The 25,684-nt window shown below is 62.3% G+C and carries 22 protein-coding genes and 8 tRNA genes; 6 read left to right on the top strand and 24 right to left on the bottom strand.

Going from position 1 to position 25,684, the window contains the following annotated elements:
* Window positions 1-98 precede the first annotated feature (98 nt).
* Together JAB4_RS11510 and dbpA are read left to right on the top strand one after the other, a co-directional pair.
* Window positions 99-335 (top strand): hypothetical protein, encoded by a 237-nt coding sequence (locus JAB4_RS11510; protein ID WP_070223821.1) that lies wholly within the window; start codon window positions 99-101, stop codon window positions 333-335.
* A gap of 112 nt (window positions 336-447) precedes the next feature.
* A complete protein-coding gene (gene dbpA / locus JAB4_RS11505; RefSeq protein WP_070223823.1) occupies window positions 448-1,872 on the top strand; it encodes an ATP-dependent RNA helicase DbpA in 1,425 nt (474 codons plus the stop codon).
* Here dbpA and JAB4_RS11500 read toward each other — a convergent pair.
* The 4 genes from JAB4_RS11500 to JAB4_RS11485 all read right to left on the bottom strand — a co-directional run bounded on the left by JAB4_RS11500 (window position 1,859) and on the right by JAB4_RS11485 (window position 5,779).
* Window positions 1,859-2,401: a hypothetical protein gene (locus JAB4_RS11500; protein ID WP_070223825.1), complete on the bottom strand. Its 543-nt coding sequence runs from the start codon at window positions 2,399-2,401 to the stop codon at window positions 1,859-1,861. The genes dbpA and JAB4_RS11500 overlap by 14 nt on opposite strands.
* Window positions 2,394-2,972: a hypothetical protein gene (locus tag JAB4_RS11495; protein WP_139143853.1), complete on the bottom strand. Its 579-nt coding sequence runs from the start codon at window positions 2,970-2,972 to the stop codon at window positions 2,394-2,396. Before JAB4_RS11495 ends, JAB4_RS11500 begins: the two co-directional genes overlap by 8 nt.
* A gap of 42 nt (window positions 2,973-3,014) precedes the next feature.
* The gene (cysS, locus tag JAB4_RS11490; RefSeq protein ID WP_070223828.1) at window positions 3,015-4,391 is read right to left on the bottom strand and encodes a cysteine--tRNA ligase; all 1,377 of its coding nucleotides are present in this window, start codon (window positions 4,389-4,391) and stop codon (window positions 3,015-3,017) included.
* A 236-nt stretch (window positions 4,392-4,627) separates the two neighbouring features.
* Complete coding sequence (locus JAB4_RS11485; RefSeq protein WP_070223830.1) at window positions 4,628-5,779, bottom strand: MFS transporter; 1,152 nt, start codon at window positions 5,777-5,779, stop codon at window positions 4,628-4,630.
* 228 nt (window positions 5,780-6,007) lie between these two features.
* Here JAB4_RS11485 and JAB4_RS11480 point away from each other — a divergent pair, with 228 nt between their 5' ends.
* Entirely contained in the window at window positions 6,008-6,835 is an 828-nt protein-coding gene (locus JAB4_RS11480; RefSeq protein ID WP_193725212.1) for a helix-turn-helix transcriptional regulator, read from the top strand.
* A gap of 215 nt (window positions 6,836-7,050) precedes the next feature.
* Here the strand turns inward: JAB4_RS11480 and aqpZ are convergent, their stop codons facing one another.
* From aqpZ to lhgO, 12 genes are all read right to left on the bottom strand, one after another.
* Window positions 7,051-7,740 (bottom strand): aquaporin Z, encoded by a 690-nt coding sequence (gene aqpZ / locus JAB4_RS11475; protein ID WP_070223703.1) that lies wholly within the window; start codon window positions 7,738-7,740, stop codon window positions 7,051-7,053.
* 214 nt (window positions 7,741-7,954) lie between these two features.
* Entirely contained in the window at window positions 7,955-8,365 is a 411-nt protein-coding gene (locus JAB4_RS11470) for a GNAT family N-acetyltransferase (protein WP_070223701.1), read from the bottom strand.
* Window positions 8,365-8,823: an Ivy family c-type lysozyme inhibitor gene (locus JAB4_RS11465; RefSeq protein ID WP_162995609.1), complete on the bottom strand. Its 459-nt coding sequence runs from the start codon at window positions 8,821-8,823 to the stop codon at window positions 8,365-8,367. The genes JAB4_RS11470 and JAB4_RS11465 overlap by 1 nt, the downstream gene beginning before the upstream one ends.
* Before the next feature lie 65 nt (window positions 8,824-8,888).
* Window positions 8,889-9,299, bottom strand: coding sequence for a hypothetical protein (locus JAB4_RS11460; protein WP_070223698.1), 411 nt, complete (start codon window positions 9,297-9,299; stop codon window positions 8,889-8,891).
* A gap of 34 nt (window positions 9,300-9,333) precedes the next feature.
* Entirely contained in the window at window positions 9,334-10,473 is a 1,140-nt protein-coding gene (locus JAB4_RS11455) for an amidase family protein (protein ID WP_070223696.1), read from the bottom strand.
* A 158-nt stretch (window positions 10,474-10,631) separates the two neighbouring features.
* Window positions 10,632-11,207, bottom strand: a complete 576-nt coding sequence (locus JAB4_RS11450) for an elongation factor P (RefSeq protein ID WP_070223695.1) — start codon at window positions 11,205-11,207, stop codon at window positions 10,632-10,634.
* Window positions 11,208-11,342: 135 nt separating this feature from the next.
* The gene (gene earP / locus JAB4_RS11445) at window positions 11,343-12,512 is read right to left on the bottom strand and encodes an elongation factor P maturation arginine rhamnosyltransferase EarP (protein ID WP_070223694.1); all 1,170 of its coding nucleotides are present in this window, start codon (window positions 12,510-12,512) and stop codon (window positions 11,343-11,345) included.
* Between the two features lie 95 nt (window positions 12,513-12,607).
* Window positions 12,608-12,683 (bottom strand) — tRNA-Glu (locus JAB4_RS11440).
* Between the two features lie 70 nt (window positions 12,684-12,753).
* Window positions 12,754-12,829 (bottom strand) — tRNA-Glu (locus JAB4_RS11435).
* Window positions 12,830-12,951: 122 nt separating this feature from the next.
* A tRNA-Glu gene (locus JAB4_RS11430) sits at window positions 12,952-13,027 on the bottom strand.
* Window positions 13,028-13,356: 329 nt separating this feature from the next.
* Complete coding sequence (locus JAB4_RS11425; protein ID WP_227742140.1) at window positions 13,357-14,670, bottom strand: MFS transporter; 1,314 nt, start codon at window positions 14,668-14,670, stop codon at window positions 13,357-13,359.
* A gap of 103 nt (window positions 14,671-14,773) precedes the next feature.
* A complete protein-coding gene (lhgO, locus tag JAB4_RS11420) occupies window positions 14,774-15,979 on the bottom strand; it encodes an L-2-hydroxyglutarate oxidase (RefSeq protein ID WP_070223548.1) in 1,206 nt (401 codons plus the stop codon).
* Between the two features lie 204 nt (window positions 15,980-16,183).
* Between lhgO and JAB4_RS11415 the strand changes: the two genes are divergently transcribed.
* Window positions 16,184-17,119: a LysR family transcriptional regulator gene (locus tag JAB4_RS11415; protein ID WP_070223552.1), complete on the top strand. Its 936-nt coding sequence runs from the start codon at window positions 16,184-16,186 to the stop codon at window positions 17,117-17,119.
* A gap of 411 nt (window positions 17,120-17,530) precedes the next feature.
* On the opposite strand, the gene JAB4_RS11410 is transcribed toward JAB4_RS11415, so the two are convergent.
* From JAB4_RS11410 to JAB4_RS11380, 7 genes are all read right to left on the bottom strand, one after another.
* Window positions 17,531-17,606: transfer RNA gene (locus tag JAB4_RS11410), tRNA-Ala, on the bottom strand.
* Window positions 17,607-17,655: 49 nt separating this feature from the next.
* A tRNA-Glu gene (locus tag JAB4_RS11405) sits at window positions 17,656-17,731 on the bottom strand.
* A gap of 51 nt (window positions 17,732-17,782) precedes the next feature.
* A tRNA-Ala gene (locus tag JAB4_RS11400) sits at window positions 17,783-17,858 on the bottom strand.
* A gap of 133 nt (window positions 17,859-17,991) precedes the next feature.
* Window positions 17,992-18,067, bottom strand: a tRNA-Glu gene (locus JAB4_RS11395).
* A gap of 54 nt (window positions 18,068-18,121) precedes the next feature.
* Window positions 18,122-18,197 (bottom strand) — tRNA-Ala (locus JAB4_RS11390).
* Window positions 18,198-18,321: 124 nt separating this feature from the next.
* Window positions 18,322-19,728, bottom strand: coding sequence for a glutamate--tRNA ligase (gltX, locus tag JAB4_RS11385; protein WP_070219742.1), 1,407 nt, complete (start codon window positions 19,726-19,728; stop codon window positions 18,322-18,324).
* Window positions 19,729-19,798: 70 nt separating this feature from the next.
* Window positions 19,799-20,710 (bottom strand): LysR family transcriptional regulator, encoded by a 912-nt coding sequence (locus tag JAB4_RS11380; protein WP_070219740.1) that lies wholly within the window; start codon window positions 20,708-20,710, stop codon window positions 19,799-19,801.
* A 159-nt stretch (window positions 20,711-20,869) separates the two neighbouring features.
* On the opposite strand from JAB4_RS11380, the gene lysA reads away from it, so the two are divergent.
* Complete coding sequence (gene lysA, locus JAB4_RS11375; protein WP_070219738.1) at window positions 20,870-22,120, top strand: diaminopimelate decarboxylase; 1,251 nt, start codon at window positions 20,870-20,872, stop codon at window positions 22,118-22,120.
* Window positions 22,121-22,183: 63 nt separating this feature from the next.
* Window positions 22,184-23,749, top strand: a complete 1,566-nt coding sequence (locus tag JAB4_RS11370) for a phospholipase D family protein (RefSeq protein WP_070219736.1) — start codon at window positions 22,184-22,186, stop codon at window positions 23,747-23,749.
* Window positions 23,750-23,871: 122 nt separating this feature from the next.
* Here the strand turns inward: JAB4_RS11370 and JAB4_RS11365 are convergent, their stop codons facing one another.
* Window positions 23,872-25,551 (bottom strand): alkaline phosphatase family protein, encoded by a 1,680-nt coding sequence (locus JAB4_RS11365; protein ID WP_070219734.1) that lies wholly within the window; start codon window positions 25,549-25,551, stop codon window positions 23,872-23,874.
* Between the last annotated feature and the right edge of the window lie 133 nt (window positions 25,552-25,684).

Below are 25,684 nucleotides of genomic sequence, written 5' to 3'. Positions count from 1 at the left end.
GGCTTTTGTTTTGTGGATGAAGTGAAAGCGTATTGACATAGGCGGGCAGCACCTTGCCCGCCCCTTGGCCTTCGCAGGCCAGGGATAGAGGTTAGCAAATGAGAGATAAAAAAGACAACGCCACCATCGACTTGCCCGGTTTCGGCCCGCCGCCAGCGCTCGAGGCGCCAGAGCCGGCGCCGGAGCCGCAGCGCCGCGCGCGTGCGCGCAAGGTGGCTTTGAAGCAGGTGCAGCTCGAATTGCTGGAGCCGACCGACGCCACGGGCCTGCCCGTATGGACGCGCGACGCCGGCCTCGATCTGACCGGTTTGCCCATCTGGGCGCCAGATAATTAGTACCCCACGCCGGCGGCCGTTCGCCGCCGGCTTCCACACCACCATCCGCACAAGGGCGTAGAACGCCTGTAGACTGTGCCCATTCACCCGCTTTTTACCGGCTCCGCCCTTTATGAACACCACATCCGCCACCACTTCTTTTTCCAGCCTGCCGCTGACGCCCGCCTTTTTGGCCAACCTCGATTCGCTCGGCTACCACGAGATGACCACCATCCAGGCGCAAAGCCTGCCGGCGGTGCTCGATGGCCGCGACCTGATCGCGCAAGCGAAAACGGGCAGCGGCAAGACGGCCGCCTTCGGCATCGGCATCCTGCACAAGCTCAATCCGGCCTGGTTTGCCGTGCAAGGCCTGGTGCTGTGCCCCACGCGCGAACTGGCCGACCAGGTGGCCAATGAGCTGCGCCGCCTGGCCCGCGCGGCCGGCAACATCAAGATCCTGACTCTGACGGGCGGCGCGCCGATGCGCCCGCAAATCGCCTCGCTGGAACACGGCGCTCACATCGTCGTCGGCACGCCGGGCCGTCTGCGCGACCATCTGGGCCGCGGCACCATCAACCTGAATCACGTGCAAACCCTGGTGCTCGATGAAGCGGACCGCATGACGGACATGGGCTTTTATGAGGAAATCGCCGGCATCGTCAGCGCCTGCCCGGCGCGCCGCCAGACCCTGCTGTTCTCGGCCACGTACCCGGAAGACATCCGCCGCGCCACAGCATCGTTCCTCGTCAATCCGCTGGAAGTGACGGTCGAGGCGCAGCACGACAACGACAAGATCGAGCAGCGTTTCTATGAAATCGGCTTCGACGAGCGCAACAGCGCAGTCGGCAAGCTGTTAAAACACTTCAAGCCGGAATCGACCCTGGCCTTCTGCAACACCAAGGTGCATTGCCGCGAACTGGCCGAAGAATTGCGCCAGCAAGGCTTTTCCGCGCTGGCCCTGTACGGCGAGCTGGAACAGCGCGAGCGCGATGAAATCCTCGTGCTGTTCGCCAACCGCAGCTGCTCCGTGCTGGTGGCCACCGACGTCGCCGCGCGCGGCCTCGATATTTCCGACCTGGGCGCCGTGATCAACGTCGACGTCTCGAAAGACACGGAAGTGCATATCCACCGCATCGGCCGCACGGGCCGCGGCAGCAAGAAGGGCCTGGCCCTGTCGCTGTGCGCGCCGAACGAGAAAAAATGGGTCAAGCTGATCGAGCAATACCAGAACAGCGCCGCCGAATGGCACGACCTGAAGGAACTGGCGGAAGATGACGGGATGGAGGCGCTGCCGGCGCCGATGGTCACCCTGTGCATCATGGGCGGCAAGAAGGACAAGCTGCGCCCGGGCGACTTGCTGGGCGCATTGACGGGCGATGCGGGCCTGACGAAAGAACAGGTGGGCAAGATCAACGTGTTCGAGTTCATGACCTACGTGGCGCTCGACCGCAAGGTGGCCGAAGCGGCCTTCAAGCGCCTGAACGCGGGCAATACCTTGGGCCGCGACTTCGGCAACATCAAGGGCCGCAGCTTCAAGATGCGCTTTATCGAGGCGTAAGGCCTTGCAAGGTACGCAGGGCCGCCATGGTCCTGCGTCCCGGGTAGCTGTCCCACACGGGATACTGCCCGCGGTAATAGCAATTCCAGTAACTGACGGTGCGCCGCTCCAGCGTATCGAGATACGCGGGGTTCTCCCGCAGGTAGCGCGCCAGCGCATCGGCATTCCAGGCCGGCAGCGCCGCGCCAATTGCCTCGATAATCTCCAGCACATATTCGCCGCACAGGTGCACGACGAAGGGCACCGTCCACGCCCGTTCCTGCAGCAGCAGCTGCCTTGCACACGCTTCGCGCAGATGGCCGTCATGGTGGCGCGTGCCCAGGCACAGGGCGAGCACGCCCGCGTCGCCGGGCAGCCGCGTACAGGCCAGCAGCGGCTCGCGGTCATAATAGGTGCGCGCCGGGATCAGCAAGGCCTCGCCATCCTGGCGCACGGCAAATGGCGGGTGTGTCCGGCCGCTCCCCAGCGCGGGCAGCAGCTGCGCCACGGTGCCGGCCAAGGCCGCGGGAAAGGCATCCGCTTCAGCCATCGCGCCCCTCCCGGCACACCTTGCGCACGCCCAGTGCGAGTTTATCCATCTTTTCAAAGATCACGTTCGAATACCAGTCGGCCGGGTCGCCGTCCGTGGGCTTGCCCAGCGAAATATAGTAGCCGCCGTGGGTGAACAGGGCCGTGGTTTCCTTGCCTGGCGTGGCGCGCTGCAGGAAGGCCGGCCAGGCCGCCTTGTCGACTGGCACAAAACGCGCGGCCAGCAGCGCCAGCAAACGCGCATGCGTAGCCGGCGCATACGGGAACAGATACAGGTATTCGACCAGTTCACCGCCATCGGCCAGGCGCGTGACGGCGGCGGTCGCGGCATCGGCCGCCCCCCCGTCGTCGCCAAAGCGGCACAAGATGCCACCGCTGTAGGCGAAGTCGATGACGGTCGCCGGCGCGCACGCCTGCCGTTCGCGGTCGATGCCGACGGGCGGCAGCGCGCGCACTTGCGCCAGCAGCGCTTCGCTTGACGTGGCCAGCACGGGAAAGCCCGGACACTCGCTGGCCGCGCGGGCGGCAGAAAAGGCCAGGCAACAACTCAGTAACAGCAAACGACGCTTCACGGCATCTCCAGTTTCATCAGGCGGCCATTATGCAGGACATCTTCACAAAGGCCGCGCCTGTTGCCCCTGCGGCGTATCGTCGATGTCGTAGCCGGCCGCGCGCGCCAGTTCGCGCAAGCGGTCCGCCTCGGCCCACTGGCGCTGCGCGCGGGCGTGGGCCCGTTCCGCCAGCCACGCCAGCACCGGCTGCGGCACTTCCACCTGCGCCGGCTGCCAGGCCAGCAGATCGAGCCCCAGCGCCGCGTCGAAGCTGGCCATGGTGGCCTTTTTCACGCCATCTGGCAGCGCGCTTTTCAGCAGCTCCCAGGTCACGGCCAGCGCGCGCGGATAATTCAGGTCATCGTTGATGCAGGCCCTAAAACGCGCCAACCATGTCGCATCGGCCTCGCCGTCCGCATCCCCCAGGCCATGCACGGCCACGCGCAGGCGCGCCAGGCCGCTGCTGGCGGCGCGCAAGGCTTCATCCGTAAAATTGAGGCTGCTGCGGTAGTGGGCGCCCAGGCACAGGTAGCGGTAGGCCAGCGGATCGATGCCCTGCTCCGCCAGGCTTTGCAGGCGCAGGAAGTCGCCCGAGGATTTCGACATCTTCGCATCCTGCGTCTTGAGGAAGGCGCCGTGCAGCCAGAAGTTGGCCAGGCGCGTGCCGTGGCGCGCTTCCGTTTGCGCGATCTCGTTGCTGTGGTGGACGGCCACGTGGTCTTCGCCGCCGCAATGGATGTCGAAATACGCGCCCAGGTGCTTTTCCGCCATGGCCGAGCATTCGATGTGCCAGCCGGGGAAACCCAGGCCCCAGGGACTGTCCCACTCCATCTGCCGCTGTCCCGGCACACCGCTGAACTTCCACAGCGCGAAGTCGCAGATGTCGCGCTTCTGTCCCAAGTCCACCCGCTTCCCCGCCTGCAGGCCGTCGCGCTTCAGGCGCGCCAGCTTGCCGTAACTGTCCTGGCGCGTCGTATCGAAATAGATGCCGTCGTCCGTGCGGTAGGTATAGCCCTTCGCTTCCAGGTCGAGGATGAAAGCGACCTGCTCCGCGATGTGGTCGGTGGCGCGGCACCAGACGGTGGGCGGCAGGATATTGAGCTGGCGCAGATCGTCCTCGAACGCGCGGGTAAATTCAAGGGCGATGTCCCAGGCCGACTTGCCGCTGCGGGCGCTGCGCGCTTCGATCTTGTCGTCGCCGCTGTCCGCGTCCGACGTCAAATGGCCCACGTCCGTGATGTTCATCACGTGGCGCACCTGCAAGCCGTTGAACGCGAGCGCGCGGCGCAAGCCGTCGACGAACAGGTAGGTGCGCAGGTTGCCGATGTGCGCGTAATCGTAGACGGTGGGGCCGCAGGCGTACAGGCCCGCCTGGCCCGGGGCGATGGGTTCAAACGGGCGCAGGCTGCGCGCATAGGTATCGTACAGATGAAGTGTCATGCGGGGCTTTCATTAACGCTGCGGAAAAAGAAAATGGCCACAGGTTTTTCAACACTGTGGCCATCGAATGAGGAGTAAAACGTCAGCGGCGCGCAGCCGCATCCTCACGGGGCCAGGCGCACGGACACAGCGCAGCAGCGGCGCCGGATACAGAAACTGGAGTGAGGATGAAAGTGATCATGGGACGAATATCGCATGTACGCGGGCGGGCCGTCAAGCCCTCCCGCGTCACCCGCTTATTTTTTCGCCTGCTCGATCTGTGGCAGCAGCACCGTCAGGATGCCCAGCAGCGGCAGATAGGAGCAGATTTTATACACATAGGCGATGCCGGAGATATCAGCCAGGTGGCCCATGGCGGCGGCCGCGATGCCGGACACGCCGAACATCAGGCCAAAGAAGATGCCTGCGATCATGCCTACCTTGCCCGGCACCAGTTCCTGCGCGAAAACGACGATGGCGGAAAACGCGGACGAAATCACGAAGCCGATGATCACCGTCAGGACGGCCGTCCAGAACAGGTCGACATACGGCAACAGCAGGGTGAACGGCGCGGCGCCCAGGATGGAAATCCAGATCACGCGCTTACGGCCGATGCGGTCGCCGATGGGGCCGCCCATGAAGGTGCCGGCCGCCACGGCGGCGAGGAAGAGGAACAGGTAGAGCTGGGCATCGCCGAGCGACAGGTGGAATTTGTCGATCAGGTAAAACGTGTAATAGCTCGACAGGCTGGCCATGTAGATGTACTTCGAGAACACCAGCAGCGCCAGCACGCCCAGCGCGCCAATCACCTTGTTGCGCGACAAGTTCGGACCATGGCCGCCCGCCTTCGGCTTGAAGCTGGCCAGGTGGCCGCTATACCAGTGGCTGACCTTGTACAGCACGCCGATGGCCAGCACGGCCAGCAAGCTGAACCAGGCGACATTGCCGTGGCCACGGTTCACGATGACGGCGGCCGCCAGCAGCGGTCCCAGGGCGGAACCGACATTGCCGCCCACCTGGAACAGGGACTGGGCAAAGCCGTAGCGCCCGCCCGAGGCCATGCGCGCCACGCGCGACGCTTCCGGGTGGAAAGTCGAGGAACCGACGCCGATCAGGCCGGCGGCGAGCAGCAGGGTCGGAAAGGTCGAGACGACGGACAGCATCAGCACGCCGGCAAGGGTAAAGCACATGCCGACCGGCAGCAGGAATGGCAGCGGACGGCGGTCCGTATACAAGCCGATCCAGGGCTGCAGCAACGATGCCGTGCACTGGAACGTCAGGGTTATAAGGCCGACCTGGGTAAAACTGAGTGAAAACTCGGCTTTCAGCATCGGATAAATCGACGGCAATAATGCCTGGATCAAGTCATTGAGCAAATGCACGAAGGCGACGGCGCCCAGGATGTGCATGGCCAGACCGGATTGTTGTTGGGAACTATGAAGCGAGGGAGCCGCCGGCACGGACTTGGCCAATGGCGGGGCAGTTGTGGTTGTATGCATGTGTCTTCCGCAATAATCGGGCACGGCGGGCGGCCCGGCAAAGAAGCCAGTATAGTATGGTCACTGAACTGATAACTTCCAATAATCGTCGCCCAAGTGACAACTGAGTGACAATCAGGCGACAAGCCAACGACCGACATGTACACCCACCCACCCGCCCAGACCCACCCCGATGGCGTGCCCTTCAGCCGCAGCACCAGCTCGCACGATTACCAGCATGTACCGCGCCCCGTGACGGCCATGTCCAGGCAATATGCGGCCGGCGACTACACGGCGCCGCACAGCCACGTGCGGGCGCAACTGCTGTATGCGACGGAAGGCGTGATGCGCGTTTCCACCGAACATGGCGTGTGGATATTGCCGCCCCGGCGCGCCCTGCTGATCCCCGTGGGCGTCGTGCATGAAGTCCATATCTTGAGCGAACTGAGCATGCGCACCGTGTACATCGATGCGCAGGTGGCGGCCCCGTATGGCGCCGATTGCAAGGTGCTGGAAGTGAGCCGGCTGCTGCGCGAGCTGATCCTGGCCTTGCTGGCCGAACCGATCGAATATGCGCTGGCGGGGCGCGGCGACTGGCTGGCGCATTTGATCCTGTCGGAACTGGCGGCGGCCGACACCGTGCCCCTCGCCATCCCCTGGCCCCGCGACCGGCGCCTGGTGGCCGTCTGCTCGGCCATCATGGACGCGCCCGGCAGCCGGCGCAGCATCGAGGACTGGGCCCAGGATGCGGGCGCCAGCGCGCGCACCCTGATCCGCTTATTCCCGAAGGAAACGGGCTTGCACTACCGCCAATGGCTGCAGCAAGTCCACCTGGCCGAGGCATTCTGCCGCCTGGACCGGGGCGAAGGCGTGGCCGCCATCGCCTATGCGCTGGGCTACGCCAGCCCCAGCGCCTTCAGCGCCATGTTCCGCCGCATCCTGGGCCGCACGCCGCAGCACTACCTGAGCGAGTGGCGCGCCGCGTAGGTCGGCTTAGCGTGGCGCAGCCGCGCGTAAGCCGACAAGCTGCACTGTTGGCATTGTCGGCTTACGCCCTGCGGGCTAAGCCGACCTACAACTTGATTGTTCACCGGCAGCCGCCAAACCAGCGTCGTAGGTCGGCTTAGCGCGGCGCAGCCGCGCGTAAGCCGACAAGCTAAGCTGTCGGCATTGTCGGCTTACGCCCTGCGGGCTAAGCCGACCTACTCTTTTTCGCCAGCAATCAAGCGGTAGGCCAGCGCGCCCAGCAAGGCGCCGATGATCGGTGCCAGCCAGAACAGCCACAGCTGGCTGGTGGCCCAATCGCCTACGTACAGGGCCACGCCCGTGCTGCGGGCCGGGTTGACGGAAGTATTGGTGACGGGGATGCTGATCAGGTGGATCAGGGTCAGCGCGAGGCCGATCGGCAGCGGGGCGAAGCCGGCCGGCGCGCGCTTGTCGGTGGCGCCCAGGATGACGATCAGGAAGAACATCGTCAGCACGATTTCAATGACCAGCGCCGACAGCATCGAATAACCGCCCGGCGAATGGGCGCCAAAGCCGTTCGAGGCAAAGCCCTTGCTGACGTCGAAACCGGCCTGGCCGCTGGCGATCACGTACAGTACGCCGCCAGCCACGATGGCGCCCAGCACTTGCGCGATGATGTAAGGCAGTAACTGGCTGGCGGGAAAGCGGCCGCCGGCCCACAGGCCGATCGAGACGGCAGGATTCAGGTGGCAGCCCGAGATGTGGCCGATGGCGTAAGCCATGGTCAGCACCGTCAGGCCAAACGCCAGCGCTACGCCGGCAAAGCCGATGCCAAGGCCGGGAAAGGCGGCGGCCAGCACGGCGCTGCCGCAACCGCCCAGTACCAGCCAGAACGTGCCGAGAAATTCGGCGCCATATTGTTTCATGATGTATTCCTTTAAAGTGACGAGAAAACGTGCCAGGGACGACCAATCGGACCGCTCACCACCTTTGCCCCGCCCATGGGCGACGGCAAAGCACAGCACCAGCAACGCACGCTGCAGAGCGCGCATAATGACACGACGTCATTATCAATGCAACATTATTGCGTACAATAATGCCAATAGTTCTCTTGACACCTAAAGGTTGTTTTGATAATTCTCATGGCGCGGGGCGGCGCATGTACTTTTCCGGCGCCTCCAGCGGCGCAAAGCCAAAGCCCGCATACAGGCCATGCGCGTCATCGGTGCCCAGCATCCAGGCAACATCGCGCAAGCGCGCATCACCAAGTACGGCGGCCACCATCTGCCTGCCGTAGCCGCGCCCCTGGTAGGACGGCAGCACGAACACGTCGCGCAGGTAGGCAAAATCCGTGTAGTCGGTGATGACCCTGGCGAACGCCACTTGCTGGGCGTCCACATAGCCGCCGAAACACAGCGCATTGTCGATGCCCTTGCGCACCGTTTCGATCGCCACGCCGCGCTTCCAGTACGACTGCTCGCTCAGGTAGCGGTGGATCATGGGCACGTCCAGCTCGCCACGCTCGCTGGAAATGCGTAGCGGCGCGTGCATCAGTTCTTGTACAGCAAGTCGGCTTCGGCGATGCTGGGCTCGCCGAAATACACGGTGCGCAAGCCGCCCTTGGCATCGCTGCCCATGTACACGCCCGTCATGCTGCGTGCGACGGGGTCGTACAGGATGGAGTAGCGGTGGCCGCAATTGTGCGGTTCGCAGACGCTGCTCAGCAGGCGTGCCTTGCCGTCGATCTCGACGGGCTTGAGCGGGCTGGCCACGCCATCGGGCACCCAGCGCTGCCGCTTCAGACCCGCCTTTTTCAAGCCCTCATTGAAGGCCTTGCGAAAGGCGTAGTCCGCCTTGTAGACATCGGGGAAATACGGACAGGTATGGCCGCCGTCGCAGCTCTGCGCCTGCTCGATCAGCGACAGTCTGGGCGTACGCGCTTGTGCCGGCACGGCGGCCAGCGCCACGGTGGCGCCCAGGAATACGGGTAAAAGCAAACGTACAGACATGCAATCTCCTAAAAGCATAGTGTAATGCCGGAAGCATAGCAGAATGGCATGCTTGTGCGCGCGCCTCAGGGAGAACAGCGGATGCCGACCACGCCGTTGACTTTGCCTTCCGGCCAGCCCGTCTCGCGCCAGCGGTACACGCCGGGCGCGACGATGATCAACTGCCATTCCACCAGCTTGCCAGCGGCATTGAGGCGGGTCTCATTGTCATAGCGCAACGTCAGGCTGCGCTCCGTTTCCGCCACCACCGTCGCGGCAAAGCGGTTGGTTTCGCCCAGCTTGCTTTTCCACGTGCGGTCGTTGAAGATCGCCAGCCGCTGATGATCGTCAGACAACTGCATGCGCGTAAAGTGCCGCGCTTCTTCGCACACACTATTCGTATTCACGCTGTCGGACCAGCTGCCGGACAGTTGTTCGGCATCAAAAGGAGTCGGGGTGGCGGCCACGGCCGCACTCAGCAGCAAGCTTGCAAGCATAGTTTATCGAAAGAAAACGAAAGGAATCTCATGGTCAACGCAGCGCCAGGGTGATGCTCGATGGCAGTGCGGGCGTGCGCCGATGCAAAGTCGCCTGCTCGTAGGCATACGCCATTGCAATGAGCGGCATGTCGCCGTGGGCAGGGCCGATGAAGGACAAGCCAACCGGCAAGCCCCCGACCATGCCGGCAGGCACCGTAATATGCGGCAAATCGGACTGCGGCGATACGCCATGGCAGGTCGGCCCCACCAGCGCATCGAGCGCATGCGAACGCAGCAGCGCTTCAATGCCGCCAGACCCGGACGCGGGCGGCGGCTCGATCAGTTCGGCGCCCTGTTCGCGCAACACCAGCAGCGCCTGCTCGATCACGGCATCGGTCCCGGCGCACAGGCCGAACAGGCTGCGCGCCACGCCGATGCGGCGCCCTTGCAAGCCGGCAAGGTCGAGCGTCAAGCCATCGGCCAGGCGCTCGCCCGTCAGGGCGGCGAGCAGCCAGGCAGCCTCGCGCACGCTGGGCGCCATCGGTCCTGCCGTGGCTGGCTCACCGCCCTGCCCGCCAGCGGTCCTGCCCGTGGGCTTGATGGCGACCAGGCCGCAGTTTGAAGCAGGCGCGACGATGGAGCCGTCCGCTGCGCTGTCGACGGCCAGGATAGTCAGGCAGGCCCAGCTGGCACTGGCATGCGGCACGCTGACGGCGGCCCACTGGCGCAAATTGCTTTTGCCGATGATGACGGCGCCGGCCGCGCGCAAGCGCGCCGCCACAAAGGAATCGCAGCTGGCATGCGTGGCCAGGGGGGCCTGCGTGCGCGTCTTCATGCGGTCGCCCGTGGCGATATTGTCGCGCAAGACGACGGGGATGCCATGCAAGGGGCCACGCACCTTGTGCACCTGCCGCTCGCGGTCCATTTCCAGGGCAATTTTCAGCGCGTCGGGATTGATTTCAATGCCGGGATAGGCGCGCGCGCCGATGCTGCACAGGGAGCGGATGCGCGCCAGGTACTGCGACGTCAGCGCATGGGAACTGAGTTTGCCTGCCTGCATCATCTGCTGTTGCGGCAAGACCCCTGCGTCGAGCAAATGGGCCATGGGACTGGCGGGCGCCGTGGCACGGGCCAATACGGGGCGCGACACGCCCCGGGACGCGCCACTGCGTAACATCTGACTGCGCTGCATCGTATCTCCAGGAAACCTCAGTGTTTCTAACGCAATAATGTGCTAGCCATAGCATAGCAGTCCTTGCAACTCAATTGTTGTTGAAAGGAATTATTTTTCAAGCAAAAAAAAACGCCGCCCGAAGGCAGCGTTTCTTGATGGTCAAGCACTGGCGCGTATCAGTTGCGCACGACACGCTTGTATTCGTTGGTACGGGTATCGATTTCGATGACGTCGTCCTGTGCCACGAACAGCGGCACTTGCACAGTGTGGCGGTGCGCGTCGATGGCGTTTTCGATCTTGGCTTCTTTCAGGACGTTGCCCGACGTGTTGCCCTTGACCGCAGGCTCCGAGTACACCACTTGACGGGCGATGGTCGTCGGCAGTTCAACGGAGATAGCCTTGCCGTCGTAGAAAATGGCTTCGCATTCCATGCCATCTTTCAGGTAATGCAGTGCATCGCCCAGGTTTTCTTCTTCGATTTCGTACTGGTTGTACTCGGTGTCCATGAAAACGAACAGCGGGTCGGCGAAGTACGAATACGTCACTGGCTTTTTATCCAGAACAACCACGTCGAACTTGTCGTCGCCGCGGAACACGTTTTCCATCGGGGTGTTCGTCAGAAGATTTTTCATCTTCCATTTGTAGGTGAAGCCCGTGCGGCTCGAACCGTTGACATCAGAACGCAACACGATCATTGGCTTGCTGTCGACCATGATGATATTGCCAACACGAATTTCTTTTGCGGGTTTCATAGGAATGTACGTAAAAAGTGGGTTGCATGAAGACCATCTGCCGCCTGTGCGCCATCAGCGCCGCAAGCTTGCGTTTGATCGGTTAAAAATACGTTAGAAATAACCGGGCATTTTACCTTAATTTTGGGCAAGCGCCTATCTCGTCGCGCCGGCGAACGCCAGCAAGTTACTTGCCAGATCGCCATGCGCCTGCATCTGCCGCTGCCAGGCTTGCGCGCGCGCCCGGATGCGCGGCAGATCGGCCTGCAATGCGGGCCACAGCTGCGCCCACGGCAAGGCGTCCGCGCTGGCGCCATTCCAGGCCAGCGCCGCCTGCACCAGGCTGTCGATGGCGCCGTCCGCATCGACCGCATAGCGCTGCAGGAAGGCGCGCAATTTCACGTGATGCAAGTTTTCGTCCTGCAAGTAGATATGCCAGAGAAACGGCTGGCCCGCCCATTGCGCGCGCACGAAGGAATCCTCGCCACGCACCAGGTTCACGTCGCAAGCCCACAGCAGGCGGTCGTAATCGTCCTGCGGCACGAAAGGCAGCACGTGCACGGTGAGCGCGCCGCGCGTGCGCGCCGCACCGACTACCGCCGCATCGTCGCCAATAAACGCTTGAACGGCGTCGAACGCGACGCCTTCCGGCACCAGGCATACCACAGCTTGCTCACCCGCCTGCCAGGCCGCGAACAGCTCGGCGACGGGCGCGGACGGATAGCAGAACAGCGATACTTTCACGGCGCACATTTGCGCCGCCGTGACGCCGAATTGCCCGAGAAATGCCGCCATGGCGGGCGCATCGGACTGGAACGCCAGCCTTTTCTCATCGAGCGCCGCTTCGCGCAGCAAGCCGCCCGTCTTATCGGTAAAACCGGGAAAGAAGAAATGCTTGATCATGCCGTGGCGCGGCGACGTCAGCGCATGGCAGCCCTCGACCCAGTCTTCCGCCGTCAATCCTTCCAGATTCAGCCATACGGGCTGCGGCGAACACTGGGCCATGGCGGCGATATAGCCGGGCGGAATGTCGCAGGCAAAAAACTCGATGACGATGTCGGCAATATCGGCGGGTGCAAACGCGCCATCCTGGCCGCGCCAGTGGCGGACCGTGACGCCGGACACGTGCTGCGCTTCGGCCGCCACGTCGATTTCGGGGCAGATGCGCCGGAAACTGGATAAATCATCGACCCACAGGGTGACGGCGACGCCATGCTCGCCGTTCAACTGCCGCGCCAAGCGCCAGCAAATGCCGATATCGCCGTAGTTGTCGACGACTTTGCAGAAGATGGCGAGAGATGGTGCGCGATCGGTAGGTAGTGGCATAGTCAAGGGGAAGAGAAAAACGTGGGCATGGCAGCCAATAACAAAAAAGCCGCGCTGTTACCAGGCGGCTTTTTTGTTGGCTGATTCAGCCGGTCTGGCGTCCCCAAGGGGATTCGAACCCCTGTACTCACCGTGAAAGGGTGATGTCCTAGGCCTCTAGACGATGGGGACAGAAAATCTGTCCTGGATGCGCTGCTTTGCATCCCGACCTGTTACTTTACTTGCTGACTGCATGCGAATCTGGCGTCCCCAAGGGGATTCGAACCCCTGTACTCACCGTGAAAGGGTGATGTCCTAGGCCTCTAGACGATGGGGACAGAAATCTGTCCTGAATGCATTACTTCGCATCCTGACCCGGTACTGCAGCAATCGCAGAAACAAAAAAAGCCTGACTTGTCAGGCCCGTTCAGCACTGCACTCTTGCTTTACAACTAAATCCTGGCGTCCCCAAGGGGATTCGAACCCCTGTACTCACCGTGAAAGGGTGATGTCCTAGGCCTCTAGACGATGGGGACCTGTGCTGGCTTTACTCTCAGCGGACTCTTCGTTGAAGGCTTTGCTTAGCCCCTCAAAAAAGCGTGCGCGAAGTATAGCATGGGGTGATTCACAAAATCAACCGCAGGCGCATCTTATTTTCCATGGAGGAAACCGCTCCCGGCGGCGATTGCTCAATGTGCAATCGATCGGCTGTGCGGGCGAGGTACAGGTCCTCCGCAACAGCAGCCAGACCAGCAAAAGGAAAGCCTCTTGCCCCCCCGCCTTCGTTTGCACTGACCCAAACCCGCGTCATACAAGGGGTGGGCGGCGGGAGGAGCTGAGCAAGCCTGGCCCGCCGCCTTGACCATCAGTTCTTGTAATGGCTGAAGCGATAACCTTGGTCGAAGTATGCTGCCAATGCGACGATCGCTCCGGAGCACGTGAGCATCAAGGCCACGGCGCTCGTGTCACGAGTCGCAGACTGGGCCACCATTGATAACGCCCACAACGGGGCAATACCGCCGGCAATGGCAGTGCCGATTTCACGCCCCGAACCGACCCCCGTCGAGCGGTTTTGCACGGCAAACTGGCGACTGAGGAAAGAGCCCTGTGGGGCGAACATCATCGGCGCCAGCACCCCGGTGCCGACGATCAGCGCCAGGTAAATCAGCCTGTTCTCGCCGCTGTCGAGCAACTGCATGAACGGGTACGCGAACAATGCTGACAGCAGGCCGCCGACGATCAGCAGCTTCTTGCTGCTGAACTTGTCACACAGATAGCCGAAGAGCGGGACGGTAAAGATTGCGACCAGACTGGCCAGTGTCACCGATAGCGATGTCACGCTGGCCGAAATGCCTTTGAACTGGGTCAGGTAGGCCAGCGAGAAGGTCTTGAAGACATAGCTCAGTGCGTTGTAACCGATGGCGACAAAGAAGACGACGCCCAGGCCCTTAAGATTGGTTTTCCACAATTCGCGGAACGGCCTCTTCTGGCGATGGCTTTCCTCGAAGTGGTGATACTCTGGCGTTTCCGGCAGACTCCCACGCACCCAGAGCCCAACCAGTACCAGCACGAAACTGAGGATGAAGGGAATGCGCCAGCCGCCGGCAAGCAAAAACTTGTCGCCATTGACGGTCAGCAGATAAACGGTCAGCGACGATAGCAACAGGCCAAGGTTCAGCCCCAATGCAGGCCACGCACCTTGTCGCCCCTTCTTGTTGTCGGCCGCATGTTCGTAGGAAGTTACCGCCGCCCCCGCCAGTTCAGCACCGGCGCCCAGGCCCTGCACAATGCGGATCAGCACCAGGCACAGGGGCGCCCAAACGCCGATGCTGGCGTAGGAAGGGACCAGGCCAATGGCGGTCGTGCACAAGCCCATCATACAGAAAGTAACGAACAACATTTTCTTGCGCCCGTAGCGGTCGCCGAAGTAGCCGAAGAACAGCCCCCCGATCGGTCGCGCCACAAAGCCGATGGCGAAGGTGGCAAAGGCTTGCAGCGATGCATTCGCCGGGTCCGAGGTATCGAAGAAGACCTTGCTGAAGACAATCGACGCCATCGTCGCGTAAAGATAAAAGTCATACCACTCCAGCATTGAGCCGACGATGGTCGCTGCCGCCACTTTGCGCAAACGACTTTTTGTCTGTGCCGGGGTTTCCTGTTCCGTTTTTTGAATGTTCAAAATGTCTCCTTCATGAATTAATTTTTTTATTTTTCGCCTAGAGCGTTCGAGTTGGGGCTGGCTGGGGAGCGACAGACAACCGTACGTTGTCCGCTACGCAAACTCAGCGCCTCATCACTTCACGCACAATGTATTCAGCAATGGCTAGCGACGATGTCGCCCCTGGTGACGGTGCATTGCGGATGTGGGTAATGTTGCCGTGTTGGCGAATCACGAAATCGTCAACCAGCGCACCATTGGCCTCCATTGCCTGGGCACGGATCCCACGCACCGCCGGAACAATACCGACCGAGGCAAGCGTCGGCACATAGCGCGCCGCCTCGCGGACAAAGCTCGCCTCGCTGACCACAGTCTTCAATTCCCGAAGCGTCGCCGGCAGGTTACGGGCAGCAAACTTCCAAAAGCCGGGGTAGCTGGCAAAATTGAAGATGTCGGCCAGGTTCATGCTGCGGCCGTCATAGTTCTCGCGACCGAAGGATATGAAAGCATTCGGGCCGATCGTCATCTGTCCGTCGATACGCTTTGTGAAATGCACCCCGAGGAAAGGAAAGCGCGGGTCCGGCACCGGGTAGATCAAGCCTTTGACATGCGACTTGAAAGCCTCGTCGATCACGTAATACTGGCCGAAGAACGGTACGATGCGTGGCGTGTCCTGATCGCCCGAACGCTCTGCCAGGCGATCTGACTGCAAACCCGCGCAGGCAATTGCCTGATCGAATACCGTATCGAAGACCTCTCCGTCTGCAAGTTCGACCCGTACTTCGCCGCCTTGCTCAAGCAGGCGCTCAACCGGCGAATTCAGACAAATGCGCCCGCCACGTTCCCTGATTTCATCGGCGATTCGGGCCGCAATTTGACCGTAACTGACAATCGCCGTTTTCGGTGAATGCAAGGCGCCCAGACCGATGCAGTTGGGCTCGATTTCGCGCAGCTCATTTGAGCCGATCAGCCGCACGCCAGGCACACCGTTGGCCTGCGCTTTCCGATAAATCGCCTCCAGGCGAGGCAACTCTTCCTCTTGTAGCGCGACGACGACTTTGCCGCACTCGTCGTAGGGGATCGCATTGTCGCGGCAATAGTTGCCAATCAATTCGCCCCCGCGCGTGCAAAGTCGTGCCTTGAGTCCCCCCGGCTCATAGTACAGACCGGCATGGACCACACCCGAATTGTGGCTGGACTGATGACTGGCGACACTCGCCTCCTTTTCGAACAGCACCACCGTGGCGTCGGGAAAATCCAACAATAACTGACGTGCGACTGCGAGGCCATTTATCCCCCCGCCGATAACTGCATAACGCTTCTTGTTCATTGCGCCTCTCAAAAAAATGGCAAACTCGTCATTTCACTGCTACATGCATCACTTTGGCGAAGGGTGAAGGCCTGCATATGCCGCCCGCCCAACGCCTGGCAACGACGCGATTTGCCCTGTCAAGCATTTTTGATCAAGCACAATTTAGATAAAAGCGAAAAATTATGTACAATTAATTTCGAAAAAAGAGAACAAGTGATGTCCATGACTTTAAAGCAACTCGAAGCGTTCTACTGGGCCGCCACCTGCGCCAACTTTGCGATTGCCGCCGAACGCCTGCATTTGTCCGTATCGTCTCTCTCCAAGCGCATTTCAGAACTGGAGGAAGCGCTTGGCATCAATCTGTTCGACCGGAGTGGCCACCGCGCCGTACTCAGCGATGCAGGCCAGGCATTGCTGCCACGCGCGCTGGCGCTGCTCGATGACGCCGCCGCAATACGTACCGCCTTCACACCCTCTGCCGGGCTAGTGGGCCGTTGCACCTTTGGTGTTGGCGAACTCAGCGCGCTGACCTGGCTACCGCAGTTCATTGCGCAAGTCCGGGCACTGCATCCCAAATTGACGCTCGAACCCTATGTCGACGTGGGCTCAGTTCTGGAAAGCCGTGTCACCAAGGGCGAGCTCGATTTTGCGATCATTGCCGGACGCTCATCGCACCACGGCATCCTGTCGCAACCAGTCAGCCAAGCACAATTCATCTGGCTTGCCGCGCCAACCCTGGCTGTATCTGACAGCCCGCCTGGCTTACGTGGTGCCGCCGATTTACTTGGCGCTGGACAGCCCATCGTTGCGTTACCGCCATCAGCTGGCACCACGCGACTGATTGATGACTGGCTACTGGCTCACGGCATCGCTGCCGTTGAGCGTATAAGTTGCAATAATTGGGGGGCCATTGCCGGCATGCTGATTGCCTCTGTCGGGATCGGCATACTACCCACTGGCTGGAGTCAAAAGCTGGTTGACCAGGGTCTGCTGCTCCCGCTCGCCGCCGCCGAAATGCCAGCGCCGGTAATCTATTCTTTTCAGTGGCGGCGCGGAGACAACCGTCCACTGCTCGAGCAGCTACGCGGGCTTTCCACCCAATATGTCGACTTCACTGCCGATCTATCGCGACCGCTGGGCAGCATAAGGGAACGCTGATAACGGCCGGCCATGCGCCGCCCGCTGGCCACCTCGGCCGCTCGAGGCGACTTTGATTATCATGTGATTGATGCGCTGTTGGTGGAGGCGGCATGGATACGGATGCTGGCTTCAGAAGATGGTGCTGTCGGATTACGCTACGCTAATCCGACCTACGCCACACTCCCCTGTCGGGTATGGCGATAAGTGCCACGGAAATAAAAAAAGCCGCCCAAGGCGACTTTGATTTATTCACTGCCTGTTTCTGCGCTGTTGGTGGAGGTTGGCGGGAGCTAACCGCTGACCTCTTGCATGCCATGCAAGCGCGCTAACAGCTTAGCCATATTCCCCCGAGGGGTATGGCGGGAAGTGTCGCGGAAATAAAAAAAGCCGCTCGAGGCGACTTTGATTATCACGTGATTTCTGCGCTGTTGGTGGAGGTAAGCGGGATCGAACCGCTGACCTCTTGCATGCCATGCAAGCGCTCTCCCAGCTGAGCTATACCCCCCGGGCGCAGAAACACTGCTACTTCTTTACTACCAAACACCAGACTGAACTGGCGTCCCCAAGGGGATTCGAACCCCTGTACTCACCGTGAAAGGGTGATGTCCTAGGCCTCTAGACGATGGGGACCTCGGTACTGCACTTTTACTTCTACAATTTGTAGCCTTACTTCTGCGCTGTTGGTGGAGGTAAGCGGGATCGAACCGCTGACCTCTTGCATGCCATGCAAGCGCTCTCCCAGCTGAGCTATACCCCCGGGCGCAGAAATAATAAAAGCCGCACTTGGCGACTTTGTTCCACTACTTGCTTTCCATCCAGATTCCGTTTTTTACGGGCCTGAACTTACAACAATCAGTACAAACAACTGCCACTACTATACCACAACTACCTGGCGTCCCCAAGGGGATTCGAACCCCTGTACTCACCGTGAAAGGGTGATGTCCTAGGCCTCTAGACGATGGGGACCGCGGAACTTCCAAACAACATCTGCACCACTTCAACAAGCAACATCATTGCTGATGGTGGAGGTAAGCGGGATCGAACCGCTGACCTCTTGCATGCCATGCAAGCGCTCTCCCAGCTGAGCTATACCCCCGTTGGTGCAGAAACAAGAGTATAGCAAAGAAGTTTCACTCTGCAAATACCCTTTTTCGTCTATGAGTAACTTTTCATAGGGGCGGTTTCCGCACTGCGTTTACACGGTCAATTCAGCGCGGCGATTACAGCCACTTTGCCAGGCGCGCCAGCACGGTGTCGCGGCCGAACATGACCACCACCTGATCGATGGCCGGCGTCTGCAGCTGGCCGGTCAGAATCAGGCGCAAAGGCATGGCCAGCAGCGGCATCTTGATGGTGTTGGCGGCCAGCACTTCCTTGATCATGGCGGCCACGGCTTCCTTGCTCCACTCCACCGTGGCGATGCGCTCGGCAAACTGCGCCAGCACGGGCTTGATGGCATCCGTGATGTGCTGCGCTGCCAGTTCCGCTTCCGGCTGCGGCTCGCGGAAGAACAGCATCGAAGCGTCAGCCAGTTCATTGACCGTGTTGGCGCGCTCTTTCATCATGCCCAGCACTTGCGCCAGATCCGGCGCGCCTTCGAAGACGGCGCCGGCGGCGACCATGTGCGGACGCGCCAGGTCGGCCAGGCGGGTATTGTCGGCCTGCTTGATGTATTGGTTATTGAGCCACTTGAGCTTTTCCAGGTCGAACTGCGCGGCCGACTTGGTCAGGTGCTCGAGGTTGAACCACTCGCAGAACTGCGCCACCGAGAAGACTTCATCGTCGCCATGGCTCCAGCCCAGGCGCGCCAGGTAATTCAGCATCGATTCAGGCAGGAAGCCCTGCGCCGGGTAATCCATCACGCTGACGGCATCGCGGCGCTTCGACATCTTCTGGCCGTCCGAACCCAAAATCATCGGCAGGTGGCCGTACAGCGGCAGCGGCGCGCCGATGGCGCGCAGGATGTTGATCTGGCGCGGGGTGTTGTTGACGTGGTCGTCGCCGCGCAGCACGTGGCTGATCTGCATGTCCCAGTCATCGACGGCCACGCAGAAGTTATACGTTGGCGTGCCGTCCGGGCGGGCGATCACCAGGTCGTCCAGTTCGCGGTTCGAGATCGTGATCGTGCCCTTGACCACATCGTCCCACGTCACGTCGCCATCGAGCGGATTCTTGAAGCGCACGACGGGCTTGCGGTCCGCCGGCACGGCAGGCAGGGTCTTGCCCGGTTCCGGACGCCAGGTGCCGTCGTAGCGCGGCTTTTCGCCGGCGGCGCGCATGCGCTCGCGCATCGCTTCGACTTCTTCCGGCGACGAGTAGCAATGGTAGGCCGTGCCTTCTGCCAGCATCTGCGCCACCACCTCGCGGTAGCGGTCCATGCGCTGCATCTGGTAGAACGGGCCTTCGTCGTGGTCCAGGCCCAGCCACTTCATGCCTTCGATGATGGCTTGCACGGCTTCCGGCGTGGAACGCTCCACGTCCGTGTCTTCGATGCGCAGCACGAAAGTGCCGCCGAAGTGACGGGCATACGCCCAGCTGTATAAAGCGGTGCGGGCGCCGCCCAGGTGCAGATAGCCGGTCGGGCTGGGAGCGAAACGGGTACGGACGGGAGTAGCGTTTGTGGTCATCGAAGTAATCAGGCTTGAATAAGTAAAACGCCATTTTACTCTGTTGACCGCCGCCGCTCCACAAGCGCCGTCACAGCTGCAGCAAGCGCCTTTTCACCTCGTCCGCCTGCGCATGCAGCGCCTGCTCGAACAGCGCCACCAGCTGCGACAGGGGCCGGTGCAAGGGTTTCACGAGATTCACCGTGAACGGCAGGGATACGGCAAAGCGCCGGATCTGCAAGCCCTGCCCCGCATAGTCGAGCGCCGTGAGCGGATTGACGATGGCCAGCCCCACGCCTTCGCGCACCATGGCGCACACGGAAGCGGCGCTGTGCGTGTCGAGCGCCATGCGCCGCTCCACGCCTGCTTGCGCAAAGATGGCGTCGATCTGCTGGCGGTAGGGGTCGACGGCGGCCAGGCTGATGAAAGGCTGGCCCGCGAAATCCGCCGGCCGCAGCACGGCCTTGCCAGCGAGCGCATGGCCGTCGGGCAGCACGCATACTTCGTCGACGGACATCAAGGTATCGAGCGCGGTGCCCGGCGGCGCATTGCCCACTTCCGTCAGGCCGATGTCGTGGCGCTGCGCCGACAGCCATTCTTCCAGCAGCGGCGACTCCTGCGGCGTGATGCTGATGCTCACCTTGGGAAAGTCGGCGACGAAGCGCTTGCACGCCTGCGGCAGCAAGGATTGGGAAAACACGGGCAGGCAGGCGATCGACAACTGCCCCTGGTCGAACTGGCGCAGGGCCGCCGCCGTGCTGACGATGCGCTCCAGGCCGAAATACGCGCGCTGCACCTCCTCGAACAGCTGCAGCGCCTGGGCCGTGGGGCGCAGACGCCCCCGTTCGCGCTCGAACAGGGTCAATCCCGTCAAATGTTCGAGGCGCGCCAGCTCGCGGCTGACGGTGGGCTGCGAGGTGTGCAGCATGGCGGCGGCGGCCGTCACGCTGCCCGTCGTCATGATGGCGCGAAAAACCTCGATGTGGCGCAATGAGATAGTCATACCCATATCATAAATGAATAAGGTCACCTTAAATGGATATTTTATGTTTACACAGAAAACCCCCATCATGGACAGCATCGTAGGTCGGATTAGCGGGCAAAGCCCGCGTAATCCGACACCACCTCCGACGCCACCCATCACATAATAAAGACCACCGCCATGAAACCAGTGCCAGACGCCACCCTCGCCCAACTCGCCCAGGAACACGGCACGCCCCTGTGGGTGTATGACGCGGCCACCATCCGCGCGCGCATCGCGCAGCTGGCGCAATTTGACACCGTGCGCTTCGCGCAAAAGGCCAACTCGAACATCCATTTGCTCACCCTGATGCGCGAAGCGGGCGTGCACGTGGACGCCGTCTCGCTGGGCGAGATCGAGCGCGCGCTGCAGGCAGGCTTTACGCCGGCGCAAACGAATGGCGCGGCCGGCGTGGTGTTCACCTGCGACCTGTTCGACCGCGCCACCCTGGCGCGCGTGGCAGCAGCAAAAATTGAAGTCAATTGCGGCTCCGTCGACATGCTGCGCCAGCTGGGCCCCGTGTCGCCCGGTCACCGCGTCTGGCTGCGCATCAATCCCGGCTATGGGCATGGCCACAGCAACAAGACCAATACGGGCGGCGAAAACAGCAAGCACGGCATCTGGTACGAAGAGCTGCCGGAGGCGCTGGCCGTCATTCGCGCCCACGGACTGCACCTGGTGGGCCTGCACATGCACATCGGCTCGGGCGTCGATTACAGCCACCTGGAAACCGTCTGCGGCACCATGGTCGACCTGGTCAAGAACATGGGCCACGACATCGAAGCCATTTCCACGGGCGGCGGCCTGTCCGTGCCCTACCGCGAAGGCGAGCAACCAGTCGACACGGACCACTACTTCCAGCTGTGGGATGCGGCGCGCAAGCAGATCGAGGCGCACCTGGGCCATCGCGTGCACCTGGAAATCGAACCTGGCCGCTTCCTCGTGGCCGATGCGGGCCTGCTGGTGGCCGAAGTGCGCGCCACCAAGCAAATGGGCGGCAAGCACTTCACCTTGCTCGATACGGGTTTCAATGAACTGATGCGCCCCGCCATGTACGGCAGCTACCATGAAATGTCGGTGATCGCGCACGACGGCCGCGCTCTCGATGAGCAGCACGCCACCGTCGTCGGCGGCCCCCTGTGCGAATCGGGCGACGTCTTCACCCAGCGCGATGGCGGCGTGGTGGAAACCCGGCAGCTGCCGGCAGCGCAGGTGGGCGACTATGTGGTCTTCGAAGGCGCGGGCGCGTATGGCGCGTCGATGTCGTCGAACTATAACAGCCGCCCGCATGCAGCCGAATACCTGGTCGATGGCGCCGATGAGCAACACCCGTCGCGCCTGATCCGCCGCCGCCAGACGGTGGCCGAGCTGATCGCGCTGGAACAACTGTAAATCCTCGCCCGCGTGCGGGCATGCGCATCTGCTAACATCGGGGCAACTCGATGAAAGCCCGCCATGCCCGCCCAAGCACTTCCCTTCCGCAGCGCCACCCGGCTGCTTCTGCCGCTGCTGCTGTCCGCCGTCCTCGCCGGCTGCGCTTCCCTGCCCTCGCTGGACGGCCGCATCCCCTCCAGCGTCATCGCCGACACACACCACACCCAATTGGCCACGGCCATTGCGCCCATGGTGGCGCAGCATCCCGGCGTGTCCGGCATTTACCCGCTGGTCGACGGGCGCGACGCCTTTGCCGCGCGCGCCCTGCTGGCCGCCGCCGCCCAGCGCAGCCTGGACGTGCAGTACTACATCTGGCACAAGGACATCACGGGCACCCTGCTGTTCGATGCCTTGCGCCAGGCGGCCGAACGAGGCGTGCGCGTGCGCCTGCTGCTCGACGATAACAACACGGCGGGCCTGGACCAGACCCTGTCCATGCTGGGCAAGCAGCGGAACCTGGAAATCCGCCTGTTCAATCCCTTCGTGCCCCGCGCGCCGCGCGCGCTGGCCTTCGCCACCGATTTTTCGCGCCTCAACCGGCGCATGCACAACAAATCGTTCACGGCCGACAACCACGCCACCATCGTGGGCGGGCGCAACGTGGGCGATGAATACTTCGGCGCGGCCGGCGATGTGCTGTTCGCCGACCTGGACGTGCTGGCCATCGGCCCCGTCGTCGGCGAGGTCTCGCAGGATTTCGACCGCTACTGGAACAGCGCCTCCGCCTACCCGGCCGCAATGCTGCTGACCAGCCCTGTCGATGGCGACGCGGCCACCATCGCCGCCGAGGCGGACCGCATCGACGACACCAGGGCGGCCGAAGAATACGTGCAGGCGCTGCGCACCTCGCCCTTCGTCAAGCAGATGATGGAACGCACCCTGCCCTTCGAATGGGCAAGGACGCGCATGGTCAGCGACGACCCGGCCAAGGTGCTGGACCAGGCCAGGCCCGGCACGCGCGTGGCGGAAAACCTGCAAAACCTGCTCGGTGTGCCGGAAAAGGAAGTGGATCTGGTATCGCCGTATTTCGTGCCCGGCAAGTCCGGCACGCAAGCCTTTGCCGACCTGGCAAAAAAAGGCGTGGGCGTGCGCATCCTGACGAACGCGCTGGAAGCGACCGACGTGGCGGCCGTGCATGCGGGTTATGCAAAATGGCGTAAACCGCTGCTGGAAGCGGGCGTGCTGCTGTACGAGTCGCGCCGCTCGTGGGAGGCCGGCGACGCGCGCGAACAGCCGGGCCGCTTCGGCAGCTCCGCATCGAGCCTGCATGCGAAGACCTTTGCCGTCGACGACCGGCGCATCTTTGTCGGCTCGTTCAATTTCGATCCGCGCTCGATCGAATTGAATACGGAAATGGGCCTCGTCATCGACAGCCCCGCGCTGGCCAGCCAGCTGGGGCTAGCCATGCGCACCACCATCCCGCAGCGCGCCTACCAGGTGCTGCTTGGCGACGACGGCGCACTGTACTGGATCGCCCGCGACGCCAGCGGCGGCGCCACGCGCTACGACACGGAACCGGGCACCAGCGTGTGGAAGCGCATGGGGGTGGCGATTCTGTCGGTGCTGCCGATAGACTGGCTGCTGTAAGCGGTTTTGCCGACGATGTTGTCGGATGACGCGTGGCTGCGCCCCGCGTCATCCGACCTACAAGGTCATCGTAGGTCGGGTTAGCGCAAAGCGCGTAAGCCGACAAGCGCGCCGCACCACCCTTAGCGCACCGCTTCCGTCAAAATCCGCCCTTCCGACGCCGACGGCTGGCGTATGCGCAGCAGATGCGCCAGGGTCGGCGCGATGTCGACCACTTCCGCGTACTGGCCGTAGGCGCCCGGCTTGATCCAGCGGGGGCCGAAGACCATCAGCGGCACGTTGGTGTCATACGTGTACGGCGTGCCGTGCGAGGTGCCGCCGCTGCCCTTGCCGAAATACCAGGCCGGTTTTGTGACGACCATCAGGTCGCCCGACAGCTGGCGGTTCCAGGCGCGGCGCATCAGGGTATCCATGCGCGTGGCGACGGCGCCTGTTTCCATCTGCGTGCGCGTATAGACTTGCGCCAGGCCGTCCTGCTGCAGCAGGAAGCGGGCCGCCGCGTCTTCCAGCGCGGCGCGATGGACGCCGCTCTTTTCCGCCAGCGCGTAATCGAGGTAGATATTCGGCAGCGACGACGTCGTCACCAGCTTATCCACGCCCAGGCTTGTCGCCAGGTGCTGGTTCAGGCTTGCGACCAGCTTGTCGCCGTCGATGCGCTTGGCCGTAAAGCCGCCGCGCGCTTCCGTAAATTCCGGCACGTTGGCAAAGCCATGGTCGGCCGTCAGCACCACCAGCACGTTGTCCATGCCGACTTTTTTATCGAGATCAAGAAAGAAGCCGGCCAGCATGCGGTCCAGGCGCTGCAGGTGGTCGTGCGACATCTTGCTTTCCGGGCCGTAGGCATGGTTCACGTAGTCGTGCGCGGACAGGCTCACGCCCAGGATGTCGGGCACGCCGGCCGGATTGCGGCCCAGGTTTTCGCCGTCGATGGCGGCACGGGCAAATTCCAGGGTCAGTTCATCGAGGAAGGGACCGGACTTCAAGCGGCTGTAGTACTCGCCGTCGAGCTTGCCGCTGTCGCTGTAATAGGCGAACGGGAAGGTGTTGCGCGTGCCCGGCTTGGCCGCCACCAGATCATCGCGCGCATCGTTGACATATGCCCCGTCGGCCAGCAGCGGCGTCCAGCTCTTGCCGTAATAACGGTCCTGCGGCTTGGCCGCCTGGTAGCGCTGCACCCATTGCGGATGCTGCTGCATGTAATAGGTGCTGCTGGCGAAATTGCCCGTCTTTTCCATGTACATATAGGCCGTGCCCGTTTTCCCGGCCAGCAGGATGGCGCCGCGGTCCTTGCCCGACACGGTGACGACCTTGGCCTTGTCGCCCGTGGCATAGCGCAGCTCGTCACCGAGGGTGCTCACGCGCAGCTTGGTCGGCGCGGTACCGTCGTCCGGCTTCGTCTCTTCGCCGATGTAATGGAAATTGCCATCCTCGGTGCAGTACACGGACTTTTTCGTGACGGGATCGATCCAGTTATTGCCGATCACGCCATGCTGGTAAGGATAGGCGCCCGACAGCACGGCCGAGTGGCCGATGGCGGTAACCGTGATGCCGTGGGCCTGGTGCGCATCGCTGAACCACGCGCCCTGCTCCAGCAGGCGGCGGAAACCGCCCTGGCCGAACTGCTCACGGTAGCGCGTCACCTGTTCCTGCGGCAAACCGTCGACCACCAGCACCACGACCAGCTTCGGCTGCGCCGCAGCCGAGGGTACGGCCTTGGCCGCATATGCCTGGCAAGCCGCCACGCTCGTCACCAGCAGCAGCGCCTGCGCCAGCTGCCGGGAAAGGGAGAAATGTTTCGTCATATCCACTCATCAAAAGTTAGGCCACCGGGCAGCATACGCCGACTATATGACACAACAATGACAAGAAGCAACAATATGAAAAGGCCGGGCCCTATCGCTGGAACCCGGCCTGTGCCGCAACAGACAATATATC

Origin of the sequence: Janthinobacterium sp. HH102, from assembly GCF_001758625.2 — a bacterium.
GTDB lineage: Bacteria > Pseudomonadota > Gammaproteobacteria > Burkholderiales > Burkholderiaceae_D > Janthinobacterium.
This window is presented reverse-complemented; position numbering and strand designations above follow the sequence as displayed.